This is a genomic window from Kineosporia sp. NBRC 101731, assembly GCF_030269305.1.
In the GTDB taxonomy this organism is placed as follows: Bacteria; Actinomycetota; Actinomycetes; order Actinomycetales; family Kineosporiaceae; genus Kineosporia.
Genome location: NZ_BSTC01000016.1, coordinates 1 through 25,910 on the forward strand (window position 1 = coordinate 1; position 25,910 = coordinate 25,910).

Consider the following 25,910-nt stretch of genomic DNA (forward strand, 5'->3'; position numbering starts at 1 on the left):
GCCAGGCTGATAACACGTTTTCCTGCATGACCGCGCCCCCGCACCGTCGGATCGAACAGTTGTTCGAATTCTATGCCATGTGGGCTTGTTTTCCTACTTGGGGTTGCCGGGCCGGAGGGCGAGGGTTACACCGCCGAATGACATGAAAACTAAGTTGCGGAAACGTGTCACGATAGGTCCATGACGGATGACGACTTCATGGATCGGGTCGCGGACCGGCTCATGACTCTGCCGGGGATCGAGGCGGTGACGCTCGGCGGCTCGCGCGCCCAGGGCACGGCCCGTCCGGACAGTGACTGGGACCTGGGCATCTACTACCGAGGTCGTTTCGATCCGCAAGACCTGCGTGATAGTGGCTGGGAGGGAGAGGCTTCCGAGGTCGGAGGCTGGGGTGGTGGGGTCTTCAACGGTGGTGCCTGGTTGCGCATCGAGGGTCGGCAGGTCGACATCCATTACCGCGACCTGAATGTCGTCGAGGCCCAGCTGGACCGTGCGCACCGCGGTGAGTTCGACATCGAGCCACTGATGTTCCACCTCGCCGGAATCCCGACGTACCTGGTCGTGGCCGAGCTGGCGATCAACAAGGTGCTGCGCGGCAACCTGCCTGAGGTCGCGACCTATCCCGAGGCTTTGCAGCGCGCAGCCCAGGACCAGTGGCGTAGTCGCGCTGACCTGCATCTGGGTTACGCCGAGAACAACCACGTCGCGCAGGGCCGCTCGATCCAGGCACTCGGTCTCATCGCGGTGGCTCTCACCGAATATGCCCATGCAATAGCGGCTTCGAGAGGGAAGTGGGTGACCAACGAGAAACGGATCCTGGGCGACCTGAATGAGATCGACCGGCTCGTGGAAGAAGGCGGCGACCCGGCGCACCTCATCCAGGCCGTGCGCGCGCTGCCGGTGATCCAGCAGATCACAGCTCAACGACGTCCATAAGCGTTGCTTGCCGGAGGTGACCACTTGGTGCAACCCCCTGTTCGGCCCACGCGCCGCCGAGCGGTACAGCGGGACCATCGGGTCGGACGCCGAAGCTGCTCAGGCTCGGTGTCGTCTTCTGCGGCCGGACCCCGGAACCGTTGCCCGATCGGCGTACTCAGTCCCTCGTCCGACATTTCCGGCCCAACCGCCTGAATCGGTGGGGGAAATATGGGATCACATCGAGTCCTGGGCTGGTTGATAGCCGGGGCGGTGGGGCTGGGCGGGGCCTTGATGGCGCAGCCGGCCTCAGCGGCACCGCTGAGAGGCGCCGACGGGCCGGCCGGGGCGCAGATCGCTGTTCAGGCGGCTGGGCAGACGGGCGCGCAGACGGCTGGGCAGACGGGCGCGCAGACGGTTGGGCAGACGGCTGGGCGGACGGCTGGGCAGACGGCTGGGCAGACGGCTGGGCCAGTGGGTGCTCAGGTGCCGGGCCATCCGTTGTCGACCTCCCTGAGTCTGGCCGGAGCCTCTGACGAGGGGGTCGCCGTCATTCAAGGGCTCAGTCAGACCGACTCGTGGAAGAGAGGTAATGCCCTCGTCCTCACCGGGGTGGAGGGGGATGTCCTGACGCCGAGGCCCTCGATCCAGTCGTTCGGGGATTTCCACGAACGTCCCCTGCTCGGCGTGGCCGGCAACCAGCTCGGCTGGGCCGCGGCCACGTCGTGGTTCGGTGAGACGAGCGCCTGGCGCCTGCACCGCACGAACATTCTGACGGGTGAAGACGTCGTCGACGCCACCACGGCGCAGCCGACGGCGTTCACCGGGGACAGCTGGTACACCTGGCATTCCCTTCTCCGGTACACCTACAACCTGCCCGACGAAACGCATTTCCCGCTGTACCGCCACCTCGCCGGCACCGGCGTCGGCGGGGAGAACGGCGAGATGGAGATCTATCGGCTGCTGGCCGAGGGTGAGGGCACCGCGGATCTGGCGGCAGACGGGAGCAGCGTGCTGGTGGCGCTGGCCGACCCACCTCTGCCCGAACCGTTCGAGTCTGATCCGGACGGGGTGACACGTACCTTCGCACTGAAGCTGATCGACCTCGGAACCGGTCAGGCAGAAACGCTTCTGGAGACCAGCGACACGATCACCTCCGTTGCGCTGGGCCCGGATGTCATTGCCTGGGACTCGCAGGCGCCGGGCCAGCCACGGAAGATCAACAGTAGGCCGCGTGAGGAAGGTGCAACTACGCATTACACCGAGACCGACCCGCGGGACGTTGACCTGGTGGCCGGTACGGCGGGGGTCGGCTACCTGCTCTCCGACCCGGTTCCGGAGGGAAGCGAGGAGCGGCCGCCTGACCAGCCCACGCAGCTGCGGATCGTGACCGGTGAAACAGCCCGCACCGTGGCCCTTCCGGACGGTAGCAGCGGGCTCGCCGCTGTCGGCGACCGGTTCCTGACCGCCGCGGGTGGCTCGGACAAGGCGGCCGGGGTGTACAGCGTCAGCCCCGGTGACAGGGCGATCCGGACCGCGACCGTGCCCACGGCGAATCGCCCGGTCAAGGATTTCGCCCTGGCCGGTTCCGCGCTCTACTACGCCGATGATGAACCAGGTGACGGGGTGCACCGATCGGTCTGGAAGGCAGCGGTTTCCGGCACGCCGACACTGCAGATTGCCAAGGCGAAGAAGTTCCCCGTGAGTGCGGGGCCGGTGGCGGAGCAACCGGTGATGAACGGCCAGGAGATCTTCTTCTCGGCCGGCCGGGGGCTGGTGGTCGGTCCCGATGATCCCCGGCAGTGGCAGCTGGTCGACCGGGGAAAGGTCACGGCTGTGGTCGGTACCGTGAACGACTACATCTGGGAACTGCACCCGGCGGTCTCCGGGCCCTACGCTGTCGTCGACAACCAGGTGTTCCGGCCGAACGGTGATGTGGCGTACCAGATTCCGGATGTCGAGTTCAAGGCCGGAGACCGGGCCCTGTTCGGATCGACGCTCGTCTACAGTCTCGAGGCGTCCTTCCACCAGGAGACCGGCACCTATGACAGTGAGATCTGGGTGGACGACATCGAGAACCCGGAACCGCAACAGCTCGACGTCCAGCTCAACTGCGGTGTCGGTGCACCTCCGGTCGCGGTCTGGGGGCAGACGGTGGCCTGGGGATCGTGCGATCAGAGCACGATCGCGGTGCGGGATCTGGGCACCGGTCAGCAGCGAACGGTGAGTGTCGCCGACGGCGCCGTCTATGCGGGGTTGGACATCGCGCTCGGCGAGGGGGTGCTGTTCTGGTCGACGCGGCCGGGCCAGACGGCGGGTAACGGTGGCCACCTTCTGGACCTGCGAACGCCGGGATCCGAACCCGTTGCCCTGCCGGGAATCTGGGACGACGCCGTGCTCGACGACCATCTGATCGCTCACGGCTACGGTGACCGGGGCGAGGTGGAGGTGCAACGTCTGCCCTTCACCCAGCCGAATCGTCCCCGATTGATCGGCACGGTCGCGTCCGCCGGTTTCACCCCCGGAGGTGAGGCGCTGTGGCGTCCTCGATTCGATGTCAGTAAGCCTCTGACCAGGGTGAAACTGACGGTCACCGGCGCGTCCGGCCAGACCGTTCGTACCCTGACCGGCACGTCGCCGGACGGCAGCATCCGGGACCTGGCCTGGGACGGCCGGGACCGGCAGGGCCGGTTGCAGCCGGCCGGGTCGTACCGGTGGACGCTGACCGCCGGCGCGGCCGACGGGGAAGGCGCGATCATGGGGAAGAACGGCGGGAATGTCGTGACCGGTCAGGTGCGGATCCGGAACTGACGGCTCAGGGCGTTGTCACGGGTCGGTACTCCTCCTGCAGCATCGCCACCATGTCGGCCCGCCCCAGCTCGGCCGTGTGTCGCAGCACGGCCGAGTCGGTCTTCGTCCGGTCCACCGGCATGGCTTCCGGCGCCACGGTCCACGTCGAACGCCACGTCAGTGATTTCTCCACCTTCAGCCGGGCGAGCAGCTGGGCGTACGGCTCACTGGGGCGGCTGATGTTCTCCTTCACGAACGGTGCGTGACCCCGGGCCAGCAGTACGCCGAGCATGCGCATGGGCGCGCTGAGGTCGTTCTGCTGGAAGTCGAACGACCTGGTCATCACGACGAGAGCGCTGGTGGCCCCGGCGGCGAAGGCCTGGTCGACGGGGACGGGAGCGACGATGCCGCCGTCGATGTAGCGGCGGTTCCCGACGAGGACGCGCTTGTTGTAGAGGGCAGGCAGGGCGGCGGTGGCCCGCATCACCTCGTGCAGGTCGTGTCCGTCGTCCGCGTTCACGACATGGGCCTCACCGGTCTCGGCGTCGGTGAGCACAATGTGCAAATCGGCGGAAGCTGCTTTCAGGGCCTCGAAATTCAGTGGCATCCGGGTGCGCATCACGTCGTCGATCAGATAGTCGACGTCCACCACCCGCCACAGTCGCCGGGTGTTGATGAACCGCTTGCTGCACAAATGGTCGAGATAGATGTGCAGGCCGTCGTTGGCTTGCCCGGCAAGGAAATACGCACTGTTGATCGCCCCGGCACTGCTACCGACGACCACCGAGAACGCATCCCGCAGACCCGCGTCCTCAAGCGCCGCCAGTGCACCGATCGAGTAGATTCCGCGCATCCCGCCGCCTTGAACCACCAGAGCGGGCTTATGGGTCGGGTCTTCCTCGCGAGTCATGAGGGTCAGGTGTTCGCCGAGTTTCAAAAGGCCCCTCAGGAAGATGACATTGAAAGATGTCATCTTAGGTGGGAATCGGGGTTCCTGGGTTACTGGCGTGATCTTGTCTGCCCCGGGGTACAGCGCGGGCGCGCGCACAGGTTCACCGGCTGAGCAGTAACCCGGGCGGCGTCCGTGCGTCGGGGGAAGGTCGACTCTGTCTCGCTATGCAAGACACTCTTCTCAGAGTGCGAACACGCGGGTTAGCGTCGGACATGACTTCTCGAGCCACCTACACCCATGGGCATGCCGAGAGCGTGCTCCGGTCGCACCGCAGTCGCACGGTGGAGAACTCCGCCGGCTACCTGGTGCCGCATCTTCGGGCCGGTCAGGAGGTTCTCGACATCGGCAGTGGGCCGGGCACGATCACGGTCGATCTCGCGCGGCGGGTCGCTCCCGGTCGGCTGACGGCGGTCGAGAGAACGGAGGACGCATTGGCTCACACGCGCGCGGAGGTTCAGCGAAGCGGTAGTGGGACAGTGGATCTGGTGGTCGGGGACGTGCACGAGCTGCCGCTCCCGTCCGACTCCTTCGACGTGGTGCACGCCCATCAGGTCCTGCAGCACGTGGGAGATCCGGTGCAGGCTTTGCGCGAGATGATCCGCGTCTGCCGGCCGGGTGGGGTGGTCGCGGTGCGCGATGCGGATTACAGCGGCTTCATCTGGTACCCGGAACTGCCGGGACTCGACCAATGGCGGACGATGTACCTCACCACTGCGCGCGCCAACGGCGGCGAACCCGACGCCGGGCGGCACCTTCTTGCCTGGGCGCACGCGGCCGGGGCCACGAATGTCACGGTGTCGTCATCGAACTGGTGTTACGCCGAGCCCGTGACCCGTGGTTGGTGGGGCGGTATGTGGGCCGACCGCATCACCGGTTCGGCCATCACCGAGCAACTGCTGGCCGGTGGGCACGCCTCGGCGGACGACCTCGAGACGGTCGCCGCGGCCTGGCGGGAATGGGCCGCCCACGAAGACGGCTGGATCAGCATCCCGCACGGCGAGCTGCTGATCCACGTTCCGGCGTAAAGCTCTCACAAGGGACTGTCGTCCGGGCGATGGTCGGTGGACCGCGGCCGATGGCTTCGGCGAACGGGTGAGGTGGCCGGGGCGAGGGGCCGGGGCGGTGAAGGCGCGGGTTACGGTGCCCGGATGGGGATATCACGTCAGGGTGGGAGGCCGGGGAGATTCGGTCGGCGCCCCACGAAGGACGACATCGTGCCGGTGCTGGAGTCGGCCCTGGCCCGCGCCACCATTCACCTGAACCTGCGGAACCTTCAGGCCGCGGCGCAGGCCGCGTTGGAGGCGATCGAGGCCGACCCGGACTTCCTGGTCCTGATGCCATATGTCGGTTTCGGCAAGCCCGCGATCAGTGGCCACCGCTTCATGCCCGAGGGGCAGGCGTTCTACTCGCCCGCCCACGGCCTGCTGCTGGTCAGCCGCGACACCTGGCACGACCACATCATGAACATGGGCATCCACCGGTTCGCGCTCACGGTGGCCGCCGAGCATCCCGAACCCGCCTGGATCCCCTACCGGGCGTCCGATTTCTTCCACCATGACGACATCCGGCCGGGGCTGCGCGAACAGCTCGACGGTGAATGGGGCGACGGCTGGTGACGCTGCCGTACTTCCTACGGGACCTGTGGCGCCGCTCCGATCGTCTCTGACCTGTGCTCTGACCTGGCTCCGGCCTGTGCCCTGAGCCGCGTCGGAGAGGCCGTGCGACCGTCCGTACCAGAGCATCACGACCGAAAACCGGTGATCAAGGTCGGCAACACGCCTGACTTCCCGCCCTCTCCCCAGGGGCGTCAGGGCCCCTAGGCTCGCCCCGTGACGCAGACGGAGGGTATTCGCACACCAGCTTCATGGGTCGTCGTCGGGCTCGACAACGGGGGCACCACTGACAATGCCACCGTTCTCGACGCGACCGGCAGCTTCCTGGTGGACCAGCTGGTCGAGATCCCGAGCCGCGTGCTCGACGGGCCGGAGCTGGCCGTCGAGGCGCTGGCAGACTCGTTCGAGAACATCATCCGCATCACCAACACACCCTTGACCCTGGTGCGGGCGGTCGGTCTGGACACCCCCGGGCCGGCTAGTGCCACGGGGATCATCTCCAGCAAGGGTGCGACCAACTTCTCGCAGGTCAGCTGGCACGGCTTCGACATCCGCGCAGCCCTGGAGCGCAGGCTCGGGCTGCCGGTGGTCTACAACAACGATGCCAATGCCGCCGCCCTGTACGCCCACCACCGGTACTTCGGGCCCGAGGAGGCGATGCAGAAGTCGTCCGTCGCCGGCATTGTCGGCACCGGCTTCGGCGGGGGCGTGGTCGACAACGGGCGCGTGATCAAGGGTGCCGCCGGGATGGCCGGCGAACTGGGGCACGTGCAGCTGCCCGTGCAGGACATCCTCGAGGACGGTCAGCCCATCCCGCGGTGCAACTGCGGATTTCTGGGTGATGTCGAAAGCTTCGCCTCCCTGACCGGCATCAAGAACAATCTGCTGCCTTACTGGCTGCCCCAGTTCCCCGGGCACCCGCTCGCCGACGAGCCCATCGACCGCGCGGCCAAGATGCTGCGCGGCTACGGCGAGAAGGAAGATCCGCTGGCCCTGGCCGTCTTCGGGCAGCAGGCCAAGGCCATGGGCAAGCTCTTCACCATCGCCGCGAACTTCACCGACCCCGACGTCTACTTCATCGGCGGGGGAGTGGTGGAGGCGGACCCCTCGTTCCGGCAGTGGTTCCTCAACACCGTGCGCGAGTCGACCCAGCTGCGGGCGGAGCAGCTCGCTGCGGCCTCGTTCGAACTCGTGCCCGACCGCGACATGGCCGGTGCCCGCGGTGCGGCCGTGGCGGCGTTCGATGCGGTGATGGCCGAAGTTCCCAAAACTCCGTAGGACGATCAGGCAGGCCGGTCGAGCCGGTACACGACGTGGTGGGGCGGGTCGATCGGGTTGTCAGGCTCCAGGTCGCCCTCAGCCACCCGGGTGAACCCGGACTTCTCCAGAGCCCGCCAGGAACGGCGGTTCCCGGCGGCGACAGGGACGATGATGCAGGGCGCGCCCGGGTGGTCGGCCCAGGTCTTGGCGACCATCGACGAGATCATTCGTACGCCCAGGCCCTGTCCGCGCAGGGTGGAGGTGGCGACGAAGTAGTCCAGGCTCATCGCACCGGGCGGGACCTGCGTGATCCGGGCGAGCGGGTCACGGTACTCGGGGTAGTCAGCGAACGCCGAGCGCTGGATCAGGCCGAACGGGTCATGGTCCAGGAGGGCCAGCCAGTCCTGGTTGGGCTCCTCGCCGCGGGCCGATGCGCCGAAGTCGCGTTCGACCGCCTCGGCGGTGGTCTCGTGGTTCCACCAGCGCTTCACCAGTGGTTCGGCCAGCCACGCACGCAGCAGAGGGAAGTCGTCCTCGGTGACGCGGCGCCACGTGATCGTCATGCGGCCATCATGGTGCGGCCCGTCGAACGGGTGAAACGAATTAGTGATCCCCTTGGTGCCGCAGGTGCAGCCGCATGCGCACGGCCTGCTCGATCTGGTTCGCGGTGTCGTGCGGTGCGCGGGATGCGGCCTTGTGCACGCTCTTGTCCAGGGCTTCGCGGTCCATCCCGGGGAAGTCGGTACGCAGGTCGTCGACGACCTCGCCCAGTTCCTGTTCGGTGAGAGTCATGACCATCTCCTGTCGATGTTCCCACCCAGTTTTGCGCGTCACGCCGCGATGGCAAGTCGCCCTACGGGTGGATACCCAACCTTGTCATCGGGTGGCAGGGTGTTGGGCGAACCCGCGGGACACCTACCCGACAGGAGTCTCCCCATGACCACGACGACAGCTGCCTGCCGCATCCCGGCCGGCCGGGTCGAGCTCGGTGCGGACATTCTCTTCCCCGATCAGTACCCGGCGCAGAGCCCTGACGGCGTAGTGCTTTTCGCCAACGGCGGCGACATCTCGAGGTTCAGCCCCCGTCACCGGTCGGTGGCCTCGGAGCTCAACCGGCGGGGCCTGGCGGCCGTGCTGGTCGATCTACTCACCGACGAGGAGGACCAGGCCGACGGCCAGACCTCGGAGTACCGCTTCGACATCGGGCTCCTCACCGAGAGACTGATCTCGGTCGTCGACTGGGCCGTGAGCGAACCATCCTTGGCCGGAATGCCTTTGGGGACGTTCGGCACGAGTACCGGCGCGGCTGCGGCTCTGGGGGCGGCGGCCTACCGGCCGTCGGCGGTGCGGGCCGTGGTCTCGCGCGGCGGGCGGCCCGACCTGGCCGGCCCGGCGCTGGACTCGGTCACCGCCCCGACCCTGCTGATCGTCGGGAGCAACGACGTGACCGTGCTGGAACTGAACCAGCAGGCGCAGAACGTGATGCGGGCGCCCAGCATGCTCTACCTGATACCCGGCGCCGGGCACCACTTCACCGAGCCCGGAAAACTGGAACAGGCCTCAGCCCTGGGCGGTGCCTGGTTCGAGCGGCACCTGGCTGACGGTAACCCGGACGGGGGTATGGACGGGAGCTGACGTGAAAGCTGCATGATTGGCCGGGATCAGGAGTACGGCACCGGCCGCTATCAATGCACTGATCAGCAGCCACCGTAGGCTCGGGCCGTGGCGCTCGCCGGTGAGCCGGTCGGAGTTCCGGATCGTACGCCGGATGTCGCGGGGTGTGCGCCACCAGATGAACCGGGTGACGAGATGGCCCACCAGCAGGGTGAAGGCGACCGACCAGCCCCAGACGTGATGCTCGAACGGCCCGCAGATCGACAGCAACAGCAGGAAAACCGGCCAGGACAGCAGGGAGAGGCCGAGCGACTGGCTCACCCGGTGACCGCGCAGGGTGACTGTCATCAGGCGTCCGTACTTGCCGATGTCCGCGGTGGCCGCCCGGTTCAGCGTCGTCATCCAGCGGAACGAGTACGGTCGGGCGCAGCGCTGTGAGCGCGAGAGACCGGCCAGGGCGTCGGCGTCGTCGGGCACCACGGTGAGCAGCCGGTGCCAGGCCGCGGCCTCGTCCGCGTATTTCTTGCGGGCCCGGGCCAGCCGGGCCGAGAGCTTGGCCTCGTCGATGTCGTCGTAGGTACGTGAGCGCAGCAGGTTCAGGGCCTCCTCGGCGAGCACCAGCTGATCGCGGTTGAGATAGGCCGAGACCAGGGCCCATTCGGCTACCTGGTTCTCGAAGGTCTCGCGGAGCGCCGCCTTCGCCACCCGGGCGGCCTCGGGTGGGCTGAGGGTGGTGAGAACCACTGAGCGCCAGGCCAGCACGGCGCCGGTCGGGGGTGCCGGGGCCAGGGCGGCGAGTGCCTGCAACGGCAGGTTCAGCTTGAGCAGGCACCGTGCGGCCACGATCAGGACGGCCGGCTCCTGGGTGGCGAGGAACGTGGCCACCACGGCCAGGGCGGCCTCGGTCTGTTCGGCGTCGAGAAGGACGCGGGCGCGGGCCACGGCTTCGTCCGGGTCGTGCGCGCCGGAGCCCGGGCTCTTCGTCACGGCCTTACGGAGGGTCTCGTGCAGGCCGACGATGTCCGGGTCGGGGACGCCGGTGGTGACCGGCACCAGGGCGGTGGACCCGGCGACCAGCTGGGGGCGACGGTTCGGGTCGCGGGTCAGCAGCAGGTGCGGGTCGACACCGATGTACTGCAGCGTGCGGATTTTCGCCAGGGCATCGAGGGCGGCGGCGGTGACGTGGGTGCCGCGCAGGTCGATCCAGCGCAGTTCCCGGCAGCGGCGGGCGATGAACCTGACGTCGTCGTCGGTGGCGTTCAGCCCGGCGAGCGACAGCCCGCGCAGATGCGCCGGCAGGTCGGAGAGGCGGTGCAGGACGGCGGGGGCGGCGTCGAGCGCGAGGGGCAGTTTGCGGACGTCCAGCGCCCCTTGGGCGTCGTACCAGCGCTCCCAGCCGACGCGGGTGGGGATCAGGTAGGTGCCGAGATAGGTGCCGTCGTGCCAGGAGTTCATCGCCCAGACCGGCGCCAGGGTCAAGTCTCAGCCGATCTTGTGCGTGCGCAGGTAGGCGCGGAGCTCGTCGAAGTCGTCACCCGCGCCGGCGGCGTGGGCCAGGTAGGTCGCGGCGGTGGACAGCCAGGCCCGGGTGGAGGGCGGGGTGTCGCGCAGCGCGCCCTGCAGATCGGCGTTGGTCACCGGGCTGACCAGGCCGACCTGCATCGAACGCTCGAGCGCGCGCTCGGTGGCGGCCTCGACCAGTCGCACCAGGTCGGCGCCGGAGAACATCTCGGTGCCGCGCACGAGGGCGGCCACATCGATGTCGGGAGCGACGGGTCGCCCGGCGAACTGCAGCTTCAGCAGCGCCTCGCGGGCGGGGCCGTCGGGAGGCAGTACGAGGACGGTGCGGTCGAAACGGCCGGGGCGGCGCAAGGCCTCGTCCACGTCCCACGGCGCGTTGGTGGCCGCGAGCACGTAGACGCCGTCGTTGCTGGTCATCCCGTCGAGTTCGACGAGCAGCTGGTTGACCACGGCCCGGGCCTGGTCGGTGTTGCGCCGTGAGCGGCGGCCGCCGATGGCGTCGAGCTCGTCGAGGAACACCACTCCCGGCGATTCCTGACGGGCCTGGGTGAAGAGCCGGGCGATGTTCTGCTCGCTCTGGCCGAAGTAGCTGCCGTAGATGTCGGCCGGCGTGGCGGAGAAGAACTGGGCCCCGAGCTCACCGCTGAGCGCGCGGGCGATGAAGGTCTTGCCGGTGCCGGGCGGGCCCCACAGCATCAGGCCGCCGCGCAACTGCTGGCCGAAGGCCTCGCGCAGCTGGGGGTGACGCATCGGGCCGAGCAGCGATCGGTGCAGGCGCTGCTTCACGTCGCTCATGCCGGCGACGTCGGCCAGGGTCACCAGATGCGGATCGCCGGAGTCCCAGCCGGTGGCGGGGGCGACCGGATCGAGGGTGGGGCTGAACAGGTTGGTCACCGGTCCGGGCGCAGGAGTCTGTGCGCTGGGAGCCGGCGTCATGTGCGTCCGCAATTCGGTTTCACCCGACCCCTCGTCGAGGAGGGCCGCGTGCACGGCCCGGTACCCCTCGGCCAGCTGCTCGTTTCCCGACGCGGAGGCGGCCGCGGCGGCCACCGACAGAGCTGTGGTGTCGTGCGGGGACGCCGCGAGGGCACCGGTGGCGTGTTGCAGGGCCTGGGCCGCGTCACCGGCGGACAGGTACAGGCCGGCCAGATGCACGCGGAGAGGGACACCCGTCGGATCGGTGGGTGTCATGTTCGCCGCAGCGGTCTCCAGGGCCTGGAACACCGACCGATCTACCGTCATCCCGACACGATACCGACACGCCACCGGCCCGCACTGACTGTTTGCGCCCCCTGGATGACCGCTTTTGCCGCAGGACTGTGGTGGAGGGCGGTCGAGGTCATATCGTTTTCGGCGTGAAAGCAATGCCGCTGACTCAGAAGACGCTGTCCCACCTCGACGAGAGGGTGGCGCGGCCGGGCTACGACAGATCCGAAGTCACGGTGGGCATCGTGCATTTCGGGGTCGGAGGATTCCACCGGGCGCACCAGGCGATGTATCTGGACACCTTGATGAACTCCGGCCGGGCAATGGACTGGGGCATCTTCGGGGTCGGGGTGATGCCGCCCGACAAGGCCATGGCCGATGCGCTGTCGAAGCAGGACCACCTCTACACGCTGATGCTCAAGGACGGGCACGGCAACCTGGATGCCCGGGTGATCGGGTCGATCGTCGACTACGCCTACGCCCCGGACGAACCACAGCGGGTGCTCGATGTGCTGACCGCGCCCTCGACGCGCATCGTCTCGCTGACGGTGACCGAGGGCGGCTACAACATCGACAACACCACCGGTGCGTTCGACGTGGACAACCCGGTGATCACTGCGGACGTCGCCGGCCTCGCGGAGGGGAAGGTGCCGGTCACGATGTACGCCTGGGTCGCGCAGGCCCTGCAGATCCGGCGTGAGCGCGGCATCGAGCCGTTCACGGTGATGTCGTGCGACAACATCCAGTCCAACGGTGACGTGGCCCGCTCGTCCATCGCCGCGTTCGCCGGTCTGGTCGATCCGGACCTGGCGCAGTACATCCGCACCGAGGTGCTCTTCCCGAACGCCATGGTCGACCGGATCACGCCGGTCACCACGCCCGACGTGATCGAGGCGGTGTCGGACGTCTTCGGTATCGACGACGCCTGGCCGGTGGCCTGCGAGCCGTTCACCCAGTGGGTGCTGCAGGACTCGTTCCAGTCCGGGGTCCGGCCTCCGTTCGAGGAGGCCGGCGTGCAGATGGTCGCCGATGTCGAGCCGTACGAGCTGATGAAGCTGCGTCTGCTCAACGCCGGGCACCAGGCCATCGCCTACGCCGGGCACCTGTGCGGGTACACCTACGCCCACGAGCCCTCGTCCGACCCGTTGTTCGTGCAGTTCCTGCGGGACTACTGGAACCACGAGGCCCGGCTCACGCTGGCCCCGGTCGAGGGCATCGACGTCGACGAGTACTGCGACACCCTGATCGAGCGCTTCGCCAATCCGGAGGTGCGCGACACGATCGCCCGGCTGGCGTCCTACGCCTCCGACCGCATCCCCAAGTTCGTGGTGCCGGTGATCCGCGCCAACCTGGCGAATGGCCTGGTCAGCACCCGGGCCATCGCGATCGCCGTGACCTGGGCGCGCTACGCCGAGGCGATCGACGAGCAGGGGCAGCCGATCACGGTCGTCGACGTGGAGAAGGACGAGGTGCTCGCCCGGGGCGCCCAGCAGAAGGACGACCCGCTGGCCCTGGCCCGCTCCACCCGCTGGTTCGGTGACCTGGCCGACGACCCGCGCTTCGCCGAGGTCTACACGGCCCAGCTGGCGCTGATCCACGAGGTCGGGGCCAGGGAGTTCCTGAGCATCCTGAACAAGAGCGCCTAGCACTGCGCCCAGCACTGCGTCCTGAGAAGCGCCCGGCCACCGGCCGGGCGCTTCTTCAGGTCACCGCTCCGCTGTCAGGTCCCTGACCTCGGCGTACTGCTCGCGCACCTGCGGGGTGAGCTGGTCGGCCGCCAAGACCTTCGGCCGGCCGGAGGCCGACCACTGCGGCTGGGCCTGCGAGCCGGACAGCACCCAGGCCGCCTGGCGGGCGGCCCCGTCGGCCACGTACTCACCCGGGGTCGGCACCAGGACGTCCAGACCCAGGATGCCCGGGGCCAGCAGCTGCACCGCCTCGGACTGGGCCGCCCCACCGATGAGGAACGCCCGCTGCACCGGAACGCCCGCGGCGCGCAGGGCGTCGATGCCGTCGGCCAGGGAGCACAGCAGCGCCTCGACCGCGGCCCGGGCGATGTGCGCCGGCGTGGTGTTGGACAGCCGCATACCGTGCAGCGACGCCGTGGAGCGCGGCCGGTTCGGCGTGCGCTCGCCCTCGAAATAGGGCACCAGAACCAGTCCTTCGGCCCCCGACGGGGCCTGCAGGGCGAGCTTGGCCAGGCCCGTGTGGTCGACACCGAGCAGGTTCGCCGCCCAGTCGAGCACCCGCGCCGCATTCAGGGTGCAGGCCAGGGGCAGGTAACGGCCGGTCGCGTCGGCGAAGCCGGTGACCAGGCCGGAGCCGTCGGCGGTCGGTGAACCGGCGATCGCCGAGACCACGCCCGAGGTGCCGATCGACACCGCGACGTCACCGGGCTTCAGCGCCAGGGCCAGAGCGGCCGCCGCGTTGTCGCCCGCACCCGGCCCGAGGATGGGCGAAGACCCACCGAAGAACCCGGCCGTGCCCGTTCCTGCCCGTTCGCGTGGTCCGAGGACCCGAGGCAAGGTGGCTTCATGACCGAGTGCGCGCTCCAGCAGATCGCTGCGGTAGCCCTCGGAGGCGGGCGACCAGTAACCGGTGCCTGATGCGTCCGACCGGTCGGTGACCAGGCCCTCGAACCCCGATCCGGCGAAACCACCGGCGAGTTGCCAGGTCAGCCAGTCGTGAGGCAGGGCCACCGCGTGGGTCCGCGTGGCGTTCGCCGGTTCCGCGTCACGCAGCCAGCGCAGCTTGGTCACGGTCAGCGAGGCCACCGGGACCGAGCCGATCGCGTCGGCCCACTGCTGCTCGTCGAGCTCACCGATCAGGTCGGTGGCGGCACCGGCCGAACGCGTGTCGTTCCACAGCAGGGCGTCCCGCACCACCTCGCCCGAGGAGTCGAGGGCGATCATGCCGTGCTGCTGGCCACCCACCGACAGCGCGGCCACGTCGTGCAGGCCGCCCGCATCGCCGACCGCCGTCTGCAGGGCTTCCCACCAGGCTCGGGGGTGTACTTCGGTGCCGTCGGGATGCCGTGCGCGACCGGAGCGCACGAGCTCTCCGGTGTCGGCATCCCGAATCACGATCTTGCAGGACTGGGTGGACGAATCCACACCGGCGACGAGGGTCATCATTGCTCCCGAACGATCGACAGACGGCCTGCTCTGGCCGTCTGAGCACACTCCACCCCAGCTTACTGGCCGGTCAGGAAGGTGCGGGCGATGAGTTCTGTCCTCTGCCCTCGTCCTGATGGTGTGAGGGGTACGAGGCTGGAGGGCATCACGGTTCTGGTCACCGGCGTGACCAGGGGATTCGGCCGTGCCGTCGCGGAAGCGCTGGTAGACGCGGGGGCCCTGGTCATCGGGGCCGGGCGCTCGTCCGACCGGCTGGGGCCGAGGTTCGTCCCCTGTGACGTGCCCGACGATCCCCGCACGGCGCAGGATCTGCTGCGGTTCTACGCACCCGACGTCGTGGTGCTCTGCCGGCCCGATCCGGCGCAGATCTGGGTCCCGGCGACTCAGGTGTCAGGGGTGTCTGGGCTGTCTGGGCTGTCTGGCTGCCTGATCGTGACGGTCGCCCGCGAACCTGTCGTCCTGCCCGAGGGGGTGCCCCACATCAGCGTGCGGGTGCCGGCGCCGGAGTCGTTACGGGATACACGGTTTCCGGAGATTCTGCGGCCCCTGGTGGTCGAGGTGAACGTGGGGACGCAGGTCACCTGGCTGATCGGGGAGGCTCAGGGAACGGGACGGTGCGGATTGGCGGCGAGTTACGAGGTGACCGGTTCGGGACTGGTCCGCCTGATCGGCTGATCACCCGGGTGGGTCAGCAGATCGGTGGGTCTTTCGGCACTGCCGTGGCCGCCGTGGTGTTGTCGAGGATGCTGTCGGCAGGATCGGACCCGGCTGTCGATCAGATGGCCGACCAGTAGGCCTTCTGGTGGACGGTCGGATTCACGGCGGTGGCTCTTGGCGGCTCTTGGCAGCTCTCGGTGGCTCTCGGTGGCTCTGCCCGCCCGCTCCGGAGCGCGGAGTTGAGAATATCGAAAGGCGTTCCGGTGCAGCCATAGAGCAGATAAGTGCCCGTTTATGACTGCACCGCAGGCCCGAACGGGTTAACATGGCGCGACGTGGGAGGAAAGTTCAGCTAGGTCTGGCGCGATCCGCCGGAGCCGGCCGCCTCCCATGCCGGTGGCCCGACGCCACGTACGCAGTGGCGTGAAATCACTGTCGATGTTCTGGGCTTTCCATGCCCGCGTGCCGATGCATCTAGCAAGCCGTCTTTGGCGCGCGATCAGTACAACGCGGGCGTTGCTCGATGCCGCATGCCCGTCGTGAACCTGCATGAATCAGCATAAATCTGCACAGGCGACAACAGAAGATCGGATCAAACGATCATGGTGGCGGACAGTAGCGACACATCGGCCCTCTTCGGTGCGATCGGCGGGGTCATCCCACCGATCTGCACCCCCTTGACGCCGGACCGGCGTCTCGACCTCGATTCCTTGCGCAGCCTGAGAACTCACCTGATCGGGCAGGGAGTGAGTGGCATCTTCGCGCTCGGCACGATGGGCGAGGGGCACTACCTCACACCCAGTCAATCGACCACGGTCGTGGAGACCCTGGCCGCCGAGAAGGGCCCCGAACCGCTGCTCGTCGGCATCGTGGAGCCCACGACGCCACGCGTGCTCGAGGGCATCGACCGCCTGGTGTCCGAGCGGGTCGACGGCATCGTCGTCACCGGGCCGTTCTATGCCAACGTCAGCGAGCCGGAAATCCTGCGGCACTTCGAGCTCGTCGCAAATCATTCTCCAGTACCGGTTCTCGCTTACAACATGCCCAGCAACACGGGTTACGCGCTGACCGCGCACAACATGATCGAGCTGCTCGCCGAAGATCTCATCGTCGGCATCAAAGACAGTTCGCTCGACCTCACCAACCTGCGCCGGGTCACGGTGGAGGTGCCGAACGTGGACAAGAAGCTCATCTTCACCGGCTCCGACACCCTGCTCGACTGTGCCCTCGACATCGGCGCGAACGGTGCCGTCACCGGTCTGTCCAACATTGCCGCCGACTACTTCGTCGCGGCGATGGCCGCGCACGCCGACGACCGGCGCGCCGACCTCTCCCGCATCCTGCGGGTCCTGAACATTCTCGTGCAGGTGTACGTGCCCACCGAGGTCGAGCGGGGCCCCAACAGCACGGCGATCGGTGCGCTCAAGTCGGCGCTCGTCGCTCAGGGCATCATCGCCAGCGATGCCCTGAGCGAGCCGATGACCCCCGTGACCGAGGGTCGTCGTGAGCATGTCCGCTCGGTGCTGGACGAGGCGCGTCAGCTGGTCGACATGGCACAGAGTTCTGGAATGGCACAGAGCTCGGGGATGGCAAGCTGAAGTTGGCTGATCTCTCTCAGCAACCTCTCCCCTTACGTAAGGTTAGGTTTCCTCGACGTCGGACCAGCGACGACGAGACGAGGAAGCGTGACCCTGACCACCGGAACCACCGGCACCATCAGCAGGGCGGGTGCGGGTAGGCACTGCTCCGCCCCGTCGCCCGACACCCTGGCCTCGGCGTTCGACCCCCGGAACAACGCGCTCAACGTCATGAGACTCGCGCTGGCGACCATCGTGGCGGTGGTCCACGCGATGTTCCTGGGGTTCGGGCACCAGCCGCGGATCGGTGTCACCGAGGTGGGCGCGCTGTGTGTGGACGCGTTCTTCGTGCTCAGTGGATTTCTCGTCACCCGCAGCTTGCTGCGCCTGTCGGTGCCGCGCTATCTGCGGCACCGGGCGCTGCGCATCCTGCCCGGATTCTGGGCGGTCATGCTGCTCTCGGCGTTCGTGGTGGCACCGCTGATGGCCGTCCTGGCCGGCCGCGGTGCCACCACGGTCTTCAGCGGCCCCGACTCCTCCTTCGGTTACCTCGTGCAGAACTCCGCCCTGCTCATGCGCCAGTTCGGCATCAGCGGCCTGCCCGGTGACGGTGGTAATCCAGACGTGATCAATGGTTCGCTGTGGACGCTGTTCTACGAGGCCGTCTGCTATCTGCTGGTCGCGGGCCTCGGCGTGATCGGCGTACTGCGCCGGCGGCCGTGGGTGGTGCTCGCCCTGATCGTCGTGCTCGGAGGGCTGACCCTCGCCAGTGAGGTCGGCATCAACCCGCTGGGCTCGTCGTACATGCTGCGCTTCTCGTTCGTGTTCCTGCTCGGTGCGGCCGGTTTCCTCTTCGCCGACCGGATTCCGGTCAACCGCTGGACAGCTCTGGCCGGCCTCGCCGTCGTCGTGGCCAGCCTGCTGGTGATGAACGACTGGCGGGGGGTCGGCGGCCCGGCCTTCGCCTACCTGTGCCTCTACGCGATGGTGCGTCTGCCCGCGCCGTGGGAGCCCCGATGGGACCTGTCGTACGGGATGTACGTCTGGCACTGGCCCATCGCCCAGCTGCTGGTGGGTTTCGGGGTACGGCAGTACACGCACGTGCCGTTCGTCCTGCTCACCGTGGCGCTGGCTGCGGGGATGGCCGCGCTCTCCTGGAACCTGGTGGAGAAACCCGCGATGAGGTTCAAGTGAGGTCTTTCCGGAAACCTCCTCCAGAAAGGTCTGTGTCGCACCGGTCATGGCGGTGTAGGCCTGCTCCCGGTCCGCCGGGCCGAACAGCACCGGCAGGTCGGGCAGGAAGAACGGGGCATCGGTGAAGCTGAGGTGCTTGGTGTTCTTCACCGTGATGCGGCGGCTGAGGGGGTTCTCCGCCAGTACCTGGGCGAGCGCCTGCTGGTAGGCGGCATTGTCCTGCTGGTCGCCCGCCACCAGGGCCAGCACGGGCTGCCGGGGACGGGCGCCGCCCCGGGGCAGGCCGTCGATGTCGATGGCGGCGCGGAACCGGCTGTCCTGGGCCGCCGCCTGCAGCGCCGCGGCTCCACCCACCGAGTGCCCGGTCACGGCCACCCGCCCGGTGTCGAGGCGGCGACGGAAGAACGCGTCGGCCTCGATCCGGTCGAGGGCGAAGCTCAGGTCCTGGGCCCGGATCGCGGTGAGATGGTCGGCGTCGCGGTTGTCGTGCGTGTCGTCGCCGGTGGCCCGCACCTTCGACCAGAGAGGCCGGCCGTCCTGCGTGAAGGTGACCGCCGAGTCGTACGGGTGGTCCAGCGCCACCACCACATAGCCCCGCGCCGCGAGGTACTCGGCCCAGGCCGTGTTCTGGGTGCGCACGCTGAGCAGCCCGGGGGAGAACAGAACGATCCCGTACGTCTCGCTCGTTGCGGGGAGCGGGGCGTTCTCCGTGGAATGACCGTGTCCGTCCGCCGCCTCGCCGAACAGGAACGCCGGCACCCCGAACGAACGCCCCAGCCCTTCGGCGACGAGCTGCGGCTGCCGGCCCAGATACGGGGCCTGCGGTCCGGACCCGGTGGTCGGGTACCAGATCTGCGCCGTGACCCGCCGCCGGTCCGACGCCGTCGTGGCGGGCTCGTCCCTCGTCGGATCGGTCCAGTAGGCGGTGCGGGTGCCGACGGCGTACTGCCCCTGCGGATCGGGCAGATCGAGCGGCCGGAAACCCCAGATCGCGGCCGCGCCGCCCAGAAGGCTGGCGAAGCCCATGGTCAGGACCAGGCCGAGGGCCACGTGGCCCCTCTTCGTGCGGGGGCGCTGCGTCGCCACCCGGAACCCGGCCAGCGCCACCGCGATCAGCCCGGCCCCGATCACCCCGGTGAACTGCCAGCGCAGTCCCTCGGCGGCCAGCGCGGCCGTGGTCAGGGCCAGCAGCAGCGCGCCGGTGCCGGCCGCGGTCGCCCGGCGCACTCGTTCCGGCGACAGCACCGCCAGCAGGCAGAGCAGTGCACTGGCTTCCAAAGCGCTCTCGAGCAGAGTCATTTCACCATCCCCTTACCGATGGTTCATGCTCGCGCAGAGACGGTGGGCACGTCGTCAGCCCAGGGTCGTAGGCATCAGGGCTGAGACGGCGGGGCGGAGTTCTGGCTCAGTGCAGCGGGCCCGGGGATCTCGTCAGGTTCATCAGGATCTCGCGGATGTGTTCCAGGTCTTCGTGGGAGTGGCCGCCCTCGTAGAGGCCGGCGATCGCGGCCCCGTCGGCGGCTCGCAGGATCACCAGCAGACGTTGGGGGTCGAGGCCGTCGTCGGCGAAATACGCTTCCCAGCGGGCCTTGTCCTTGCGCATGAGATCGGCCACGCCGGGCGCCTTGAACACCGCGGAGACCAGGGCCACGTGTTCGGCCGGCGACGATTCCTCGAGCAGGACGTCGAACGAGGCCCGGATGTAGCCCCGCATCAGGCGGCCCTCGGCGCGGTCGGCCGGATCGGCGGCGGCCTGCACGGCGACGAAGAAGGCCTCCAGCATGTCGTCGGCCAGGGCCCGGATCAGCTCGTCCCGCGAATGGAAGTGATGCAGCAACCCGCCCTTGGATACCCCGGCCTCCCGGGCGATCGCGTCGATGCTGACCCCCGCGCCGCGCTCAGCCACCACCCGGGCCGCTGCGTCGAGCACCGTGCGCCGGGTCTTCGCCGGATCGCGCTCCGCCACCTGACCTCCACCTGAATCGGTTGAATCGGTTGAATCGGTCGGACCTCGGTCTGGTCCTTGTCTGGTCCCTGTCGGGCCTCGGTCCGACCCGCACAGCCTAATAGCCGACCAAATGGTTTGCTTAACCGACCAGATGGTCCGTAACCTGTCGGCATGAGTACCACCCTCGTACAGCCACCCCGGCTGGCCGGGCCCCGCGAGTGGGCCGCCCTCGTCCCCCTGACCCTCGCCGTGACCCTGCTCGCCGTGGACGGCACCGTTCTCGCGCTCGCCGTTCCCTCTCTGACCGTCGACCTCGACGCGTCCGCCAACCAGTTGCTGTGGATCGGTGACTCCTACTCCTTCGCCCTGGCCGGTCTGCTGATCAGCATGGGCACGCTGGCTGACCGGATCGGACGCCGGCGCCTGCTGCTCATCGGTGGAACCGCATTCGGGCTGGTGTCGCTGACGGCGGCCTTCGCGCCGGGGCCCGGGTGGCTGATCGCGGCCCGCGTGCTGCTCGGGGTGGCGGGCGCGACGCTGATGCCCTCGACGCTGTCGATCGTGCGGAACCTGTTTCCCGACGACCGGCAGCGCACGAAGGCCGTGGCGATCTGGTCGACCGGTGGCGCCGGCGGGGCGGCGCTCGGCCCGCTCGTGGGTGGTGTTCTGCTGGAGCACTTCTGGTGGGGATCGGTGTTCGTGATCAATCTGCCGATCATGGCGCTGATGGTGGCGACGGTCTGGCGGCTGGTGCCGGAGTCGTGCAACCCGGAACCCGGCCGCTTCGACCTGCTGAGTTCGGTGCTGTCGGTGATCGCGATCGTGCCGCTGATCTGGGCCGTGAAGCACACCGCGCACGAAGGGCCCGACGGGTTCGGGGCGGGCGCCGCGCTGGCCGGCCTGGCCTTCGGGGTGATCTTCGTGCAGCGGCAGCGAACCCTGAAGGATCCGCTGGTTGACGTCACCCTGTTCCGTCGCCCGGCCTTTGCGGGCACGGTGCTGTCGTCGTTCATCGCGATCTTCGCGTTCAGCGGCCTGCTGTACTTCTTCTCGCAGTATCTGCAGCTGGTGCACGGCTATTCGCCGTTCCAGGCCGGGCTGCGCGAGATGCCGCTGACCGTGGCGTCGATCCTGGTGGTGGTGATCGCGGTGCCGATGATCACCCGGCTCGGGGTCGGGCGGACGCTCGGGCTGTCGCTGCTGGTCTCGGCTCTCGGGTTCGCCGTGCTGGCGCACTTCGAGACCGCCCAGGGATACGGCGGTCTGGCGATCGGCCTGGTGGTGATCGGCCTGGGGGTGGGCATCGTGTTCACCGCGGCCACCGACGCCGTGCTCGGATCGGTGCCGCACGAGCGGGCGGGAGCAGCCTCGGCGATCTCCGAGATGTCGTACGAGATGGGTGTCGCCGTCGGCATCGCGGTGCTCGGCAGCCTGCAGGGAGTGCTGTACCGCAGCCATCTGCCCAGTCTTTCGGGATTGTCCGGCACCGCGGGGGACGCGGTGTCGGACTCCCTGGCCCGCGCCACCCAGGTGCTGGGTGGCGGGGAGATGCTCGGTGCGGCCCGGGAAGCCTTCGCCGAGGCGATGCAGACCACTTCGTGGATCGCGGCGGTGCTGCTCGTGCTGGCGGGAGTGGTGGCCTGGCGCGTGGTTCCGTCACCCCGTGGCTGAGAGGGCCTACCAGCCCTTGGTCTCGCGCACGGCAGCGGCGATCTCCTCGTACAGCGACTGGCCCAGGGCCGCGCCCTCGCGGCGCACCACCTTCGGGTCCAGTTGCAGCACCCGGTCCAGGCGCACCTCGCTGGGCCGGTTCTGGCGGTCCCAGGCCCCGGTGCCGATATCCATCCAGGCCCGCCCGTACCGGGCCTCCTGGGCCGCGTCCCGGTCGTGGTCCTTGCTCGTCAGCATGAGCCCCAGCACCTTGCCCCGGTGCTCGGCGATGACCAGCACGGGCCGGTCCTTGCCCTGCGAATGGTCTTCCTCGAAGGGAACCCAGGCCCAGACCACTTCGCCCGGGTCCGGGTTCCCGTCGTTCACCGGGGCGTAGGCCAGCTTGGCCTTGCCCTCGAAGTCACCCGCGTAATCAGCGGTGGCGTTGTCTGCTGGAGGACGTTCTTCCTGGCGCGGCTTCGGCGGTGCCGGTTTGGGGGCGGCCTGCTTCGGGGCGGTCGGCCTCGGCGGCTTGGGCCCCCGGGTGCGGGTGGTGATCCGCCCGGGGGCCTTCTGCCTGGCCTGTCCGGTCTGATCGGACTGATCGGTCCGGCCGGTTTGCCCCAGCCCGAGTAGACGCGCCACGGTTGCCCAGAATCCTTGTGCCATGACCGCACCCTAGAGCCTGTTTCTGATCTAGACGTCTTGGCGGATCCTCCAGAAGGCGAGAGCGCTCAGCAGGGCCGCGGCCGCCAGCATCAGGCCGGTCTCGCGCCACTGCAGGGTCCAGAAAGCGCTGTTGGGGTGGTAACTGATGCGCTGGTGGTAGCCCAGGGCCGTGATCTTGTCGAAGCAGGCCTGGGACCGGGCACTGTCCTGGGCGTTCGGTTCCTGGCCGGGCGTGGGCATGCAGGTCTCCGTCCAGGAGGGCAGGCGCTCGGGCACCGAGCCGTCTCTCGTTCGCCCATGGGGATGACAAGACCTGCGGAAGAGGTTGGGGCACGACATGGTGTTGGCTCAGGTGCAAGACGTCTGGGGGGACGGAAATGGGAACTCAGCTGTCATGGCCGGTGGCCACGTATCTCAAGAGCCCGCGACTGGATCTGGAGCCGATCCGGCTGGATCACGTCGAAGAGGCGTATCCCTGGCTGAGTGACGAGCGCATCCACGCCTTCACCGGAGGGTCGCCGGACTCGCTCGACGAACTGCGGGAGCGGTTCCGCCGGCAGGCGCTGGGGCAGTCGCCGGACGGGAACCAGGGCTGGCTGAACTGGATGATCCGGCACCGCACGGGGCGGCTCGTCGGCACGGTGCAGGCCACGATCGGCCGGGCCCGCAACGGTGACATGCAGGCCGAACTGGCCTGGGTGCTCGCCTTCGACGCGCAGGGCCACGGGTTCGCCCGCGAGGCGGCGGCGGAGATGATGATCTGGTTGCGGGGGAACGACGTGCAGCGGTTCACCGCGCACATCCATCCGCGGCACCGGGCGTCCAAGGGCGTCGCCCGGGCCATCGGGTTGCGCCCCACGGTCACGGAGGTGAACGGGGAGATCGAGTGGACGAGCGACCCACTCGTCTGACCTGTCTCTGGCAGCCCTGGCATCCCTGGCAGCTCTGGCGGCCCTGGCATCCATGACACTGCCGGACGTGACCCACGCCACGAAACGGCCTGATCGGGAACTCGGCAGGCATCGCGGGCAGTCGAATGCTGTGTGACTGCCCTCGCTCTGCCACCGATGACAGCCCGTGAAGCCACCTCCGGCACCACCGACTCTTCGGAGATCGGGGGACTGACCGGCTGGGTGCTCGACCTGACCGCTGAACTCGGCGCGATCGGGGTGGGAGCCCTCAGCTTCCTCGAGGTGGTGTTCCCGCCCATCCCGAGCGAGATCGTGCTGCCTCTGGCCGGGTACCAGGTGCAGGTCGGTGAACTCGGCCTGGCGGCGGTGTTCGTCCTGGCCACGCTCGGGTCGGTGCTCGGTTCGCTGGTGCTCTACTGGCTCGGGGCCAAGATCGGCCTGGAGCGGGCCGCCCGGCTCGCGGCGAAGATTCCCCTCGTCGATCCGGGCGATGTCTACGCCTCGGCCGACTGGTTCAGCAAGTACGACTCCGTGGCGGTGTTCACCGGCCGTTTCGTGCCCGGCGTGCGCAGCCTGATCTCGCTGCCCGCGGGGGCTGCGGGCATGTCGCTGTGGAAGTTCACCGGCTGGACCCTGCTCGGTACCAGCATCTGGAACGGCATCCTGATCGGCGCCGGCATGGCGCTCGGCACGCAGTACGAGAAGGTCGAGTCGTACGCGCAGTACCTCGACTACATTCTCTACGCGGTCATCCTCGGCCTGCTCGCCTTCGGCATCGGCCGGCGCGTCGTGCAGTACCGCCGCACGCCGTCCCGGCACGGCACGGATCCTCGCGCGAAAAGGGATCGCACCCGGGTCTGAACGGGTGATCGGTCGGCCTCCTTCGCGAATGTCAGCTCGCTCTCAGTCGTGACCGTCTACCCTCTCGCTACGTAAGGGTTCTTCGGCAGCTGGGGTGGGTGCGTGACGCAGGTCGTGGGTGCGGGGACGGTGCCCCCGGTGGGGCCGGGGCAGCCGTCGCTCCGTTCGCGGATCCGGTGGCGGGTCGCCGACCAGGTGCTTTCCAGTCTTACGGTGGTCGGGCTGTCGTTCGTGGTCGCCCGTTCCGTCGAGGCGCACGCCTTCGGCGTCTTCGGCGTGGTGGTGCTGCTGGCCGGGTTCGCCCTCGGCATCACCCGGGCCATGGTCAGTGACGTCTTCCTGATCCAGTTCGGGGACGCGGTACCGAGCGTGCGCCGGCAGGCCGCGCGGAACGCGACCGGAGCGGCCGTGGCCCTGGGCCTGGCCGCGGGTACGTTCTGCTGCCTGGTCTCCGCCGTGCTGCCGGGCCGGCCGATCCGGACGGCCGTGTTCGCCGTCGGCCTGGCCCTGCCCGGGCTCCTCGTGCAGGACTGCTTCCGTCTCGTCTTCATCGCCGCGGGCCGTCCCCGGCCGGCGCTGGTGCTCGGGCTGTCCGGCGCAGCCGTGCAGTTCGCCGTGGTCGGGCTGCTGATCGGCGCCGGACACCACTCGATGGTCGGTATCACCGCGGGCTGGGGTGCCGTCGCCCTGCTGAGCGCCGGGGTGGGCTGTCTGCTGGCCCGGCTCACCCCCACGCTGCGCGAGGTGCCGCTGTGGTTCGCCCTGAACCGGCATCTGACCGTGCGGTTGAGTATCGACTACCTGCTCGGCCTGGGCTCGCTCTACCTGGCCTACTGCCTGATCGGTGGCGTGGTCGGGATCGCCGCGATCGGTGCGCTCTGGGCCGCGCAGATGTTCCTGGTGCCGGCTTATCTGGCGATCAGCGGCACCTCCGCCCTGCTGCGGGCGTCGTTCGCCACCCGGGCCGAGCGGGAGCAGAGCCTGATGCGCCCGGCGCTGCTGGCCGGGCTGGGGCTGGGCCTGATCGCCGGGCTGTGGGGCGCGGCGCTGACCGCCGTGCCCGAGTGGCTCGGCCTGCACCTGTCCGGCCAGAGCTGGGACGGCGCCAGCGAGGTGCTCGAACCGGCCGTGATCGGCGTGGTCATGGTGGGTCTGGGTGCCGGGCCGGTGCTGGCCCTGCGGGCCCTGGGCCGGCTGGAGGCTCTGCGTCGCGCCTGGCTGATCAGGGCTGCGCTGCTGCTCGTCCTGGGGATCGTCGGCGCGAACCTGAACGGCGTGCGGGGCGCGGCGACCGGGCTGGTGGCCGCGCACGTGATCGGGGCGCTCACGCTGTGGGCCCAGTTCTTGCGTAACTCTGCTTCTCGGAACTCTGCCTCTCGGAACTCTGCCTCTCGGAACTCTGCGCTCCCGGAGCGCTCCGCCCGGTGACCGGGGCGCC

24 protein-coding genes and 1 pseudogene are annotated in these 25,910 nt (G+C 68.9%); 14 read left to right on the forward strand and 11 right to left on the reverse strand.

The window, feature by feature from the left end:
* Window positions 1-180 precede the first annotated feature (180 nt).
* Complete coding sequence (locus QSK05_RS30655) at window positions 181-936, forward strand: nucleotidyltransferase domain-containing protein (RefSeq protein WP_285600872.1); 756 nt, start codon at window positions 181-183, stop codon at window positions 934-936.
* A gap of 288 nt (window positions 937-1,224) precedes the next feature.
* On the opposite strand, the gene QSK05_RS36705 is transcribed toward QSK05_RS30655, so the two are convergent.
* Window positions 1,225-1,413: a hypothetical protein gene (locus QSK05_RS36705; RefSeq protein WP_285600873.1), complete on the reverse strand. Its 189-nt coding sequence runs from the start codon at window positions 1,411-1,413 to the stop codon at window positions 1,225-1,227.
* A gap of 3 nt (window positions 1,414-1,416) precedes the next feature.
* On the opposite strand from QSK05_RS36705, the gene QSK05_RS30665 reads away from it, so the two are divergent.
* Window positions 1,417-3,726 carry a FlgD immunoglobulin-like domain containing protein gene (locus QSK05_RS30665; RefSeq protein WP_285600874.1) on the forward strand — a complete coding sequence of 770 codons (2,310 nt, stop codon included), beginning with the start codon at window positions 1,417-1,419 and terminating at the stop codon, window positions 3,724-3,726.
* Between the two features lie 4 nt (window positions 3,727-3,730).
* Here the strand turns inward: QSK05_RS30665 and QSK05_RS30670 are convergent, their stop codons facing one another.
* A complete protein-coding gene (locus QSK05_RS30670) occupies window positions 3,731-4,678 on the reverse strand; it encodes a patatin-like phospholipase family protein (RefSeq protein WP_352303213.1) in 948 nt (315 codons plus the stop codon).
* 191 nt (window positions 4,679-4,869) lie between these two features.
* Here QSK05_RS30670 and QSK05_RS30675 point away from each other — a divergent pair, with 191 nt between their 5' ends.
* From QSK05_RS30675 to QSK05_RS30685, 3 genes are all read left to right on the forward strand, one after another.
* Window positions 4,870-5,682, forward strand: coding sequence for a class I SAM-dependent methyltransferase (locus QSK05_RS30675; protein WP_285600876.1), 813 nt, complete (start codon window positions 4,870-4,872; stop codon window positions 5,680-5,682).
* A gap of 123 nt (window positions 5,683-5,805) precedes the next feature.
* Complete coding sequence (locus QSK05_RS30680) at window positions 5,806-6,273, forward strand: hypothetical protein (protein ID WP_285600877.1); 468 nt, start codon at window positions 5,806-5,808, stop codon at window positions 6,271-6,273.
* 213 nt (window positions 6,274-6,486) lie between these two features.
* Window positions 6,487-7,548 (forward strand): ROK family protein, encoded by a 1,062-nt coding sequence (locus QSK05_RS30685; RefSeq protein WP_285600878.1) that lies wholly within the window; start codon window positions 6,487-6,489, stop codon window positions 7,546-7,548.
* A 5-nt stretch (window positions 7,549-7,553) separates the two neighbouring features.
* Here the strand turns inward: QSK05_RS30685 and QSK05_RS30690 are convergent, their stop codons facing one another.
* Together QSK05_RS30690 and QSK05_RS30695 are read right to left on the reverse strand one after the other, a co-directional pair.
* The gene (locus QSK05_RS30690) at window positions 7,554-8,093 is read right to left on the reverse strand and encodes a GNAT family N-acetyltransferase (RefSeq protein ID WP_285600879.1); all 540 of its coding nucleotides are present in this window, start codon (window positions 8,091-8,093) and stop codon (window positions 7,554-7,556) included.
* 40 nt (window positions 8,094-8,133) lie between these two features.
* Window positions 8,134-8,322 (reverse strand): hypothetical protein, encoded by a 189-nt coding sequence (locus QSK05_RS30695; RefSeq protein WP_285600880.1) that lies wholly within the window; start codon window positions 8,320-8,322, stop codon window positions 8,134-8,136.
* 144 nt (window positions 8,323-8,466) lie between these two features.
* Here QSK05_RS30695 and QSK05_RS30700 point away from each other — a divergent pair, with 144 nt between their 5' ends.
* Window positions 8,467-9,165, forward strand: coding sequence for a dienelactone hydrolase family protein (locus QSK05_RS30700; protein ID WP_285600881.1), 699 nt, complete (start codon window positions 8,467-8,469; stop codon window positions 9,163-9,165).
* On the opposite strand, the gene QSK05_RS30705 is transcribed toward QSK05_RS30700, so the two are convergent.
* Complete coding sequence (locus tag QSK05_RS30705) at window positions 9,091-10,623, reverse strand: hypothetical protein (protein WP_285600882.1); 1,533 nt, start codon at window positions 10,621-10,623, stop codon at window positions 9,091-9,093. The genes QSK05_RS30700 and QSK05_RS30705 overlap by 75 nt on opposite strands.
* A gap of 3 nt (window positions 10,624-10,626) precedes the next feature.
* Window positions 10,627-11,907 carry an ATP-binding protein gene (locus tag QSK05_RS30710; RefSeq protein WP_285600883.1) on the reverse strand — a complete coding sequence of 427 codons (1,281 nt, stop codon included), beginning with the start codon at window positions 11,905-11,907 and terminating at the stop codon, window positions 10,627-10,629.
* A 122-nt stretch (window positions 11,908-12,029) separates the two neighbouring features.
* On the opposite strand from QSK05_RS30710, the gene QSK05_RS30715 reads away from it, so the two are divergent.
* On the forward strand, window positions 12,030-13,517 hold the full coding sequence (locus tag QSK05_RS30715) for a mannitol dehydrogenase family protein (protein ID WP_285601026.1): 1,488 nt from the start codon (window positions 12,030-12,032) through the stop codon (window positions 13,515-13,517).
* Between the two features lie 60 nt (window positions 13,518-13,577).
* Here the strand turns inward: QSK05_RS30715 and xylB are convergent, their stop codons facing one another.
* Window positions 13,578-15,002: a xylulokinase gene (gene xylB / locus QSK05_RS30720; RefSeq protein WP_285600884.1), complete on the reverse strand. Its 1,425-nt coding sequence runs from the start codon at window positions 15,000-15,002 to the stop codon at window positions 13,578-13,580.
* A 90-nt stretch (window positions 15,003-15,092) separates the two neighbouring features.
* On the opposite strand from xylB, the gene QSK05_RS30725 reads away from it, so the two are divergent.
* From QSK05_RS30725 to QSK05_RS36530, 3 genes are all read left to right on the forward strand, one after another.
* Complete coding sequence (locus tag QSK05_RS30725) at window positions 15,093-15,680, forward strand: SDR family NAD(P)-dependent oxidoreductase (protein WP_285600885.1); 588 nt, start codon at window positions 15,093-15,095, stop codon at window positions 15,678-15,680.
* A gap of 584 nt (window positions 15,681-16,264) precedes the next feature.
* Window positions 16,265-17,260 carry a dihydrodipicolinate synthase family protein gene (locus tag QSK05_RS30730; protein ID WP_285600886.1) on the forward strand — a complete coding sequence of 332 codons (996 nt, stop codon included), beginning with the start codon at window positions 16,265-16,267 and terminating at the stop codon, window positions 17,258-17,260.
* 252 nt (window positions 17,261-17,512) lie between these two features.
* The gene (locus QSK05_RS36530) at window positions 17,513-18,433 is read left to right on the forward strand and encodes an acyltransferase family protein (RefSeq protein WP_352303294.1); all 921 of its coding nucleotides are present in this window, start codon (window positions 17,513-17,515) and stop codon (window positions 18,431-18,433) included.
* 27 nt (window positions 18,434-18,460) lie between these two features.
* Here QSK05_RS36530 and QSK05_RS36535 read toward each other — a convergent pair.
* A pseudogene (locus QSK05_RS36535) lies at window positions 18,461-19,732 on the reverse strand (alpha/beta hydrolase family protein); the annotation flags it as partial.
* 106 nt (window positions 19,733-19,838) lie between these two features.
* Window positions 19,839-20,399 carry a TetR/AcrR family transcriptional regulator gene (locus QSK05_RS30740; RefSeq protein WP_285600888.1) on the reverse strand — a complete coding sequence of 187 codons (561 nt, stop codon included), beginning with the start codon at window positions 20,397-20,399 and terminating at the stop codon, window positions 19,839-19,841.
* Between the two features lie 153 nt (window positions 20,400-20,552).
* On the opposite strand from QSK05_RS30740, the gene QSK05_RS30745 reads away from it, so the two are divergent.
* A complete protein-coding gene (locus QSK05_RS30745; RefSeq protein ID WP_285600889.1) occupies window positions 20,553-22,052 on the forward strand; it encodes an MFS transporter in 1,500 nt (499 codons plus the stop codon).
* A gap of 6 nt (window positions 22,053-22,058) precedes the next feature.
* Here QSK05_RS30745 and QSK05_RS30750 read toward each other — a convergent pair whose 3' ends face one another.
* Window positions 22,059-22,700, reverse strand: a complete 642-nt coding sequence (locus tag QSK05_RS30750) for a type II toxin-antitoxin system PemK/MazF family toxin (RefSeq protein WP_285600890.1) — start codon at window positions 22,698-22,700, stop codon at window positions 22,059-22,061.
* A gap of 27 nt (window positions 22,701-22,727) precedes the next feature.
* Complete coding sequence (locus QSK05_RS30755; protein WP_285600891.1) at window positions 22,728-22,940, reverse strand: hypothetical protein; 213 nt, start codon at window positions 22,938-22,940, stop codon at window positions 22,728-22,730.
* A gap of 137 nt (window positions 22,941-23,077) precedes the next feature.
* Between QSK05_RS30755 and QSK05_RS30760 the strand changes: the two genes are divergently transcribed.
* From QSK05_RS30760 to QSK05_RS30770, 3 genes are all read left to right on the forward strand, one after another.
* Window positions 23,078-23,611, forward strand: coding sequence for a GNAT family N-acetyltransferase (locus QSK05_RS30760; protein WP_285600892.1), 534 nt, complete (start codon window positions 23,078-23,080; stop codon window positions 23,609-23,611).
* A gap of 156 nt (window positions 23,612-23,767) precedes the next feature.
* On the forward strand, window positions 23,768-24,472 hold the full coding sequence (locus QSK05_RS30765) for a DedA family protein (RefSeq protein ID WP_285600893.1): 705 nt from the start codon (window positions 23,768-23,770) through the stop codon (window positions 24,470-24,472).
* A gap of 102 nt (window positions 24,473-24,574) precedes the next feature.
* Window positions 24,575-25,900: an MATE family efflux transporter gene (locus tag QSK05_RS30770; protein ID WP_285600894.1), complete on the forward strand. Its 1,326-nt coding sequence runs from the start codon at window positions 24,575-24,577 to the stop codon at window positions 25,898-25,900.
* Window positions 25,901-25,910: the final 10 nt, after the last annotated feature.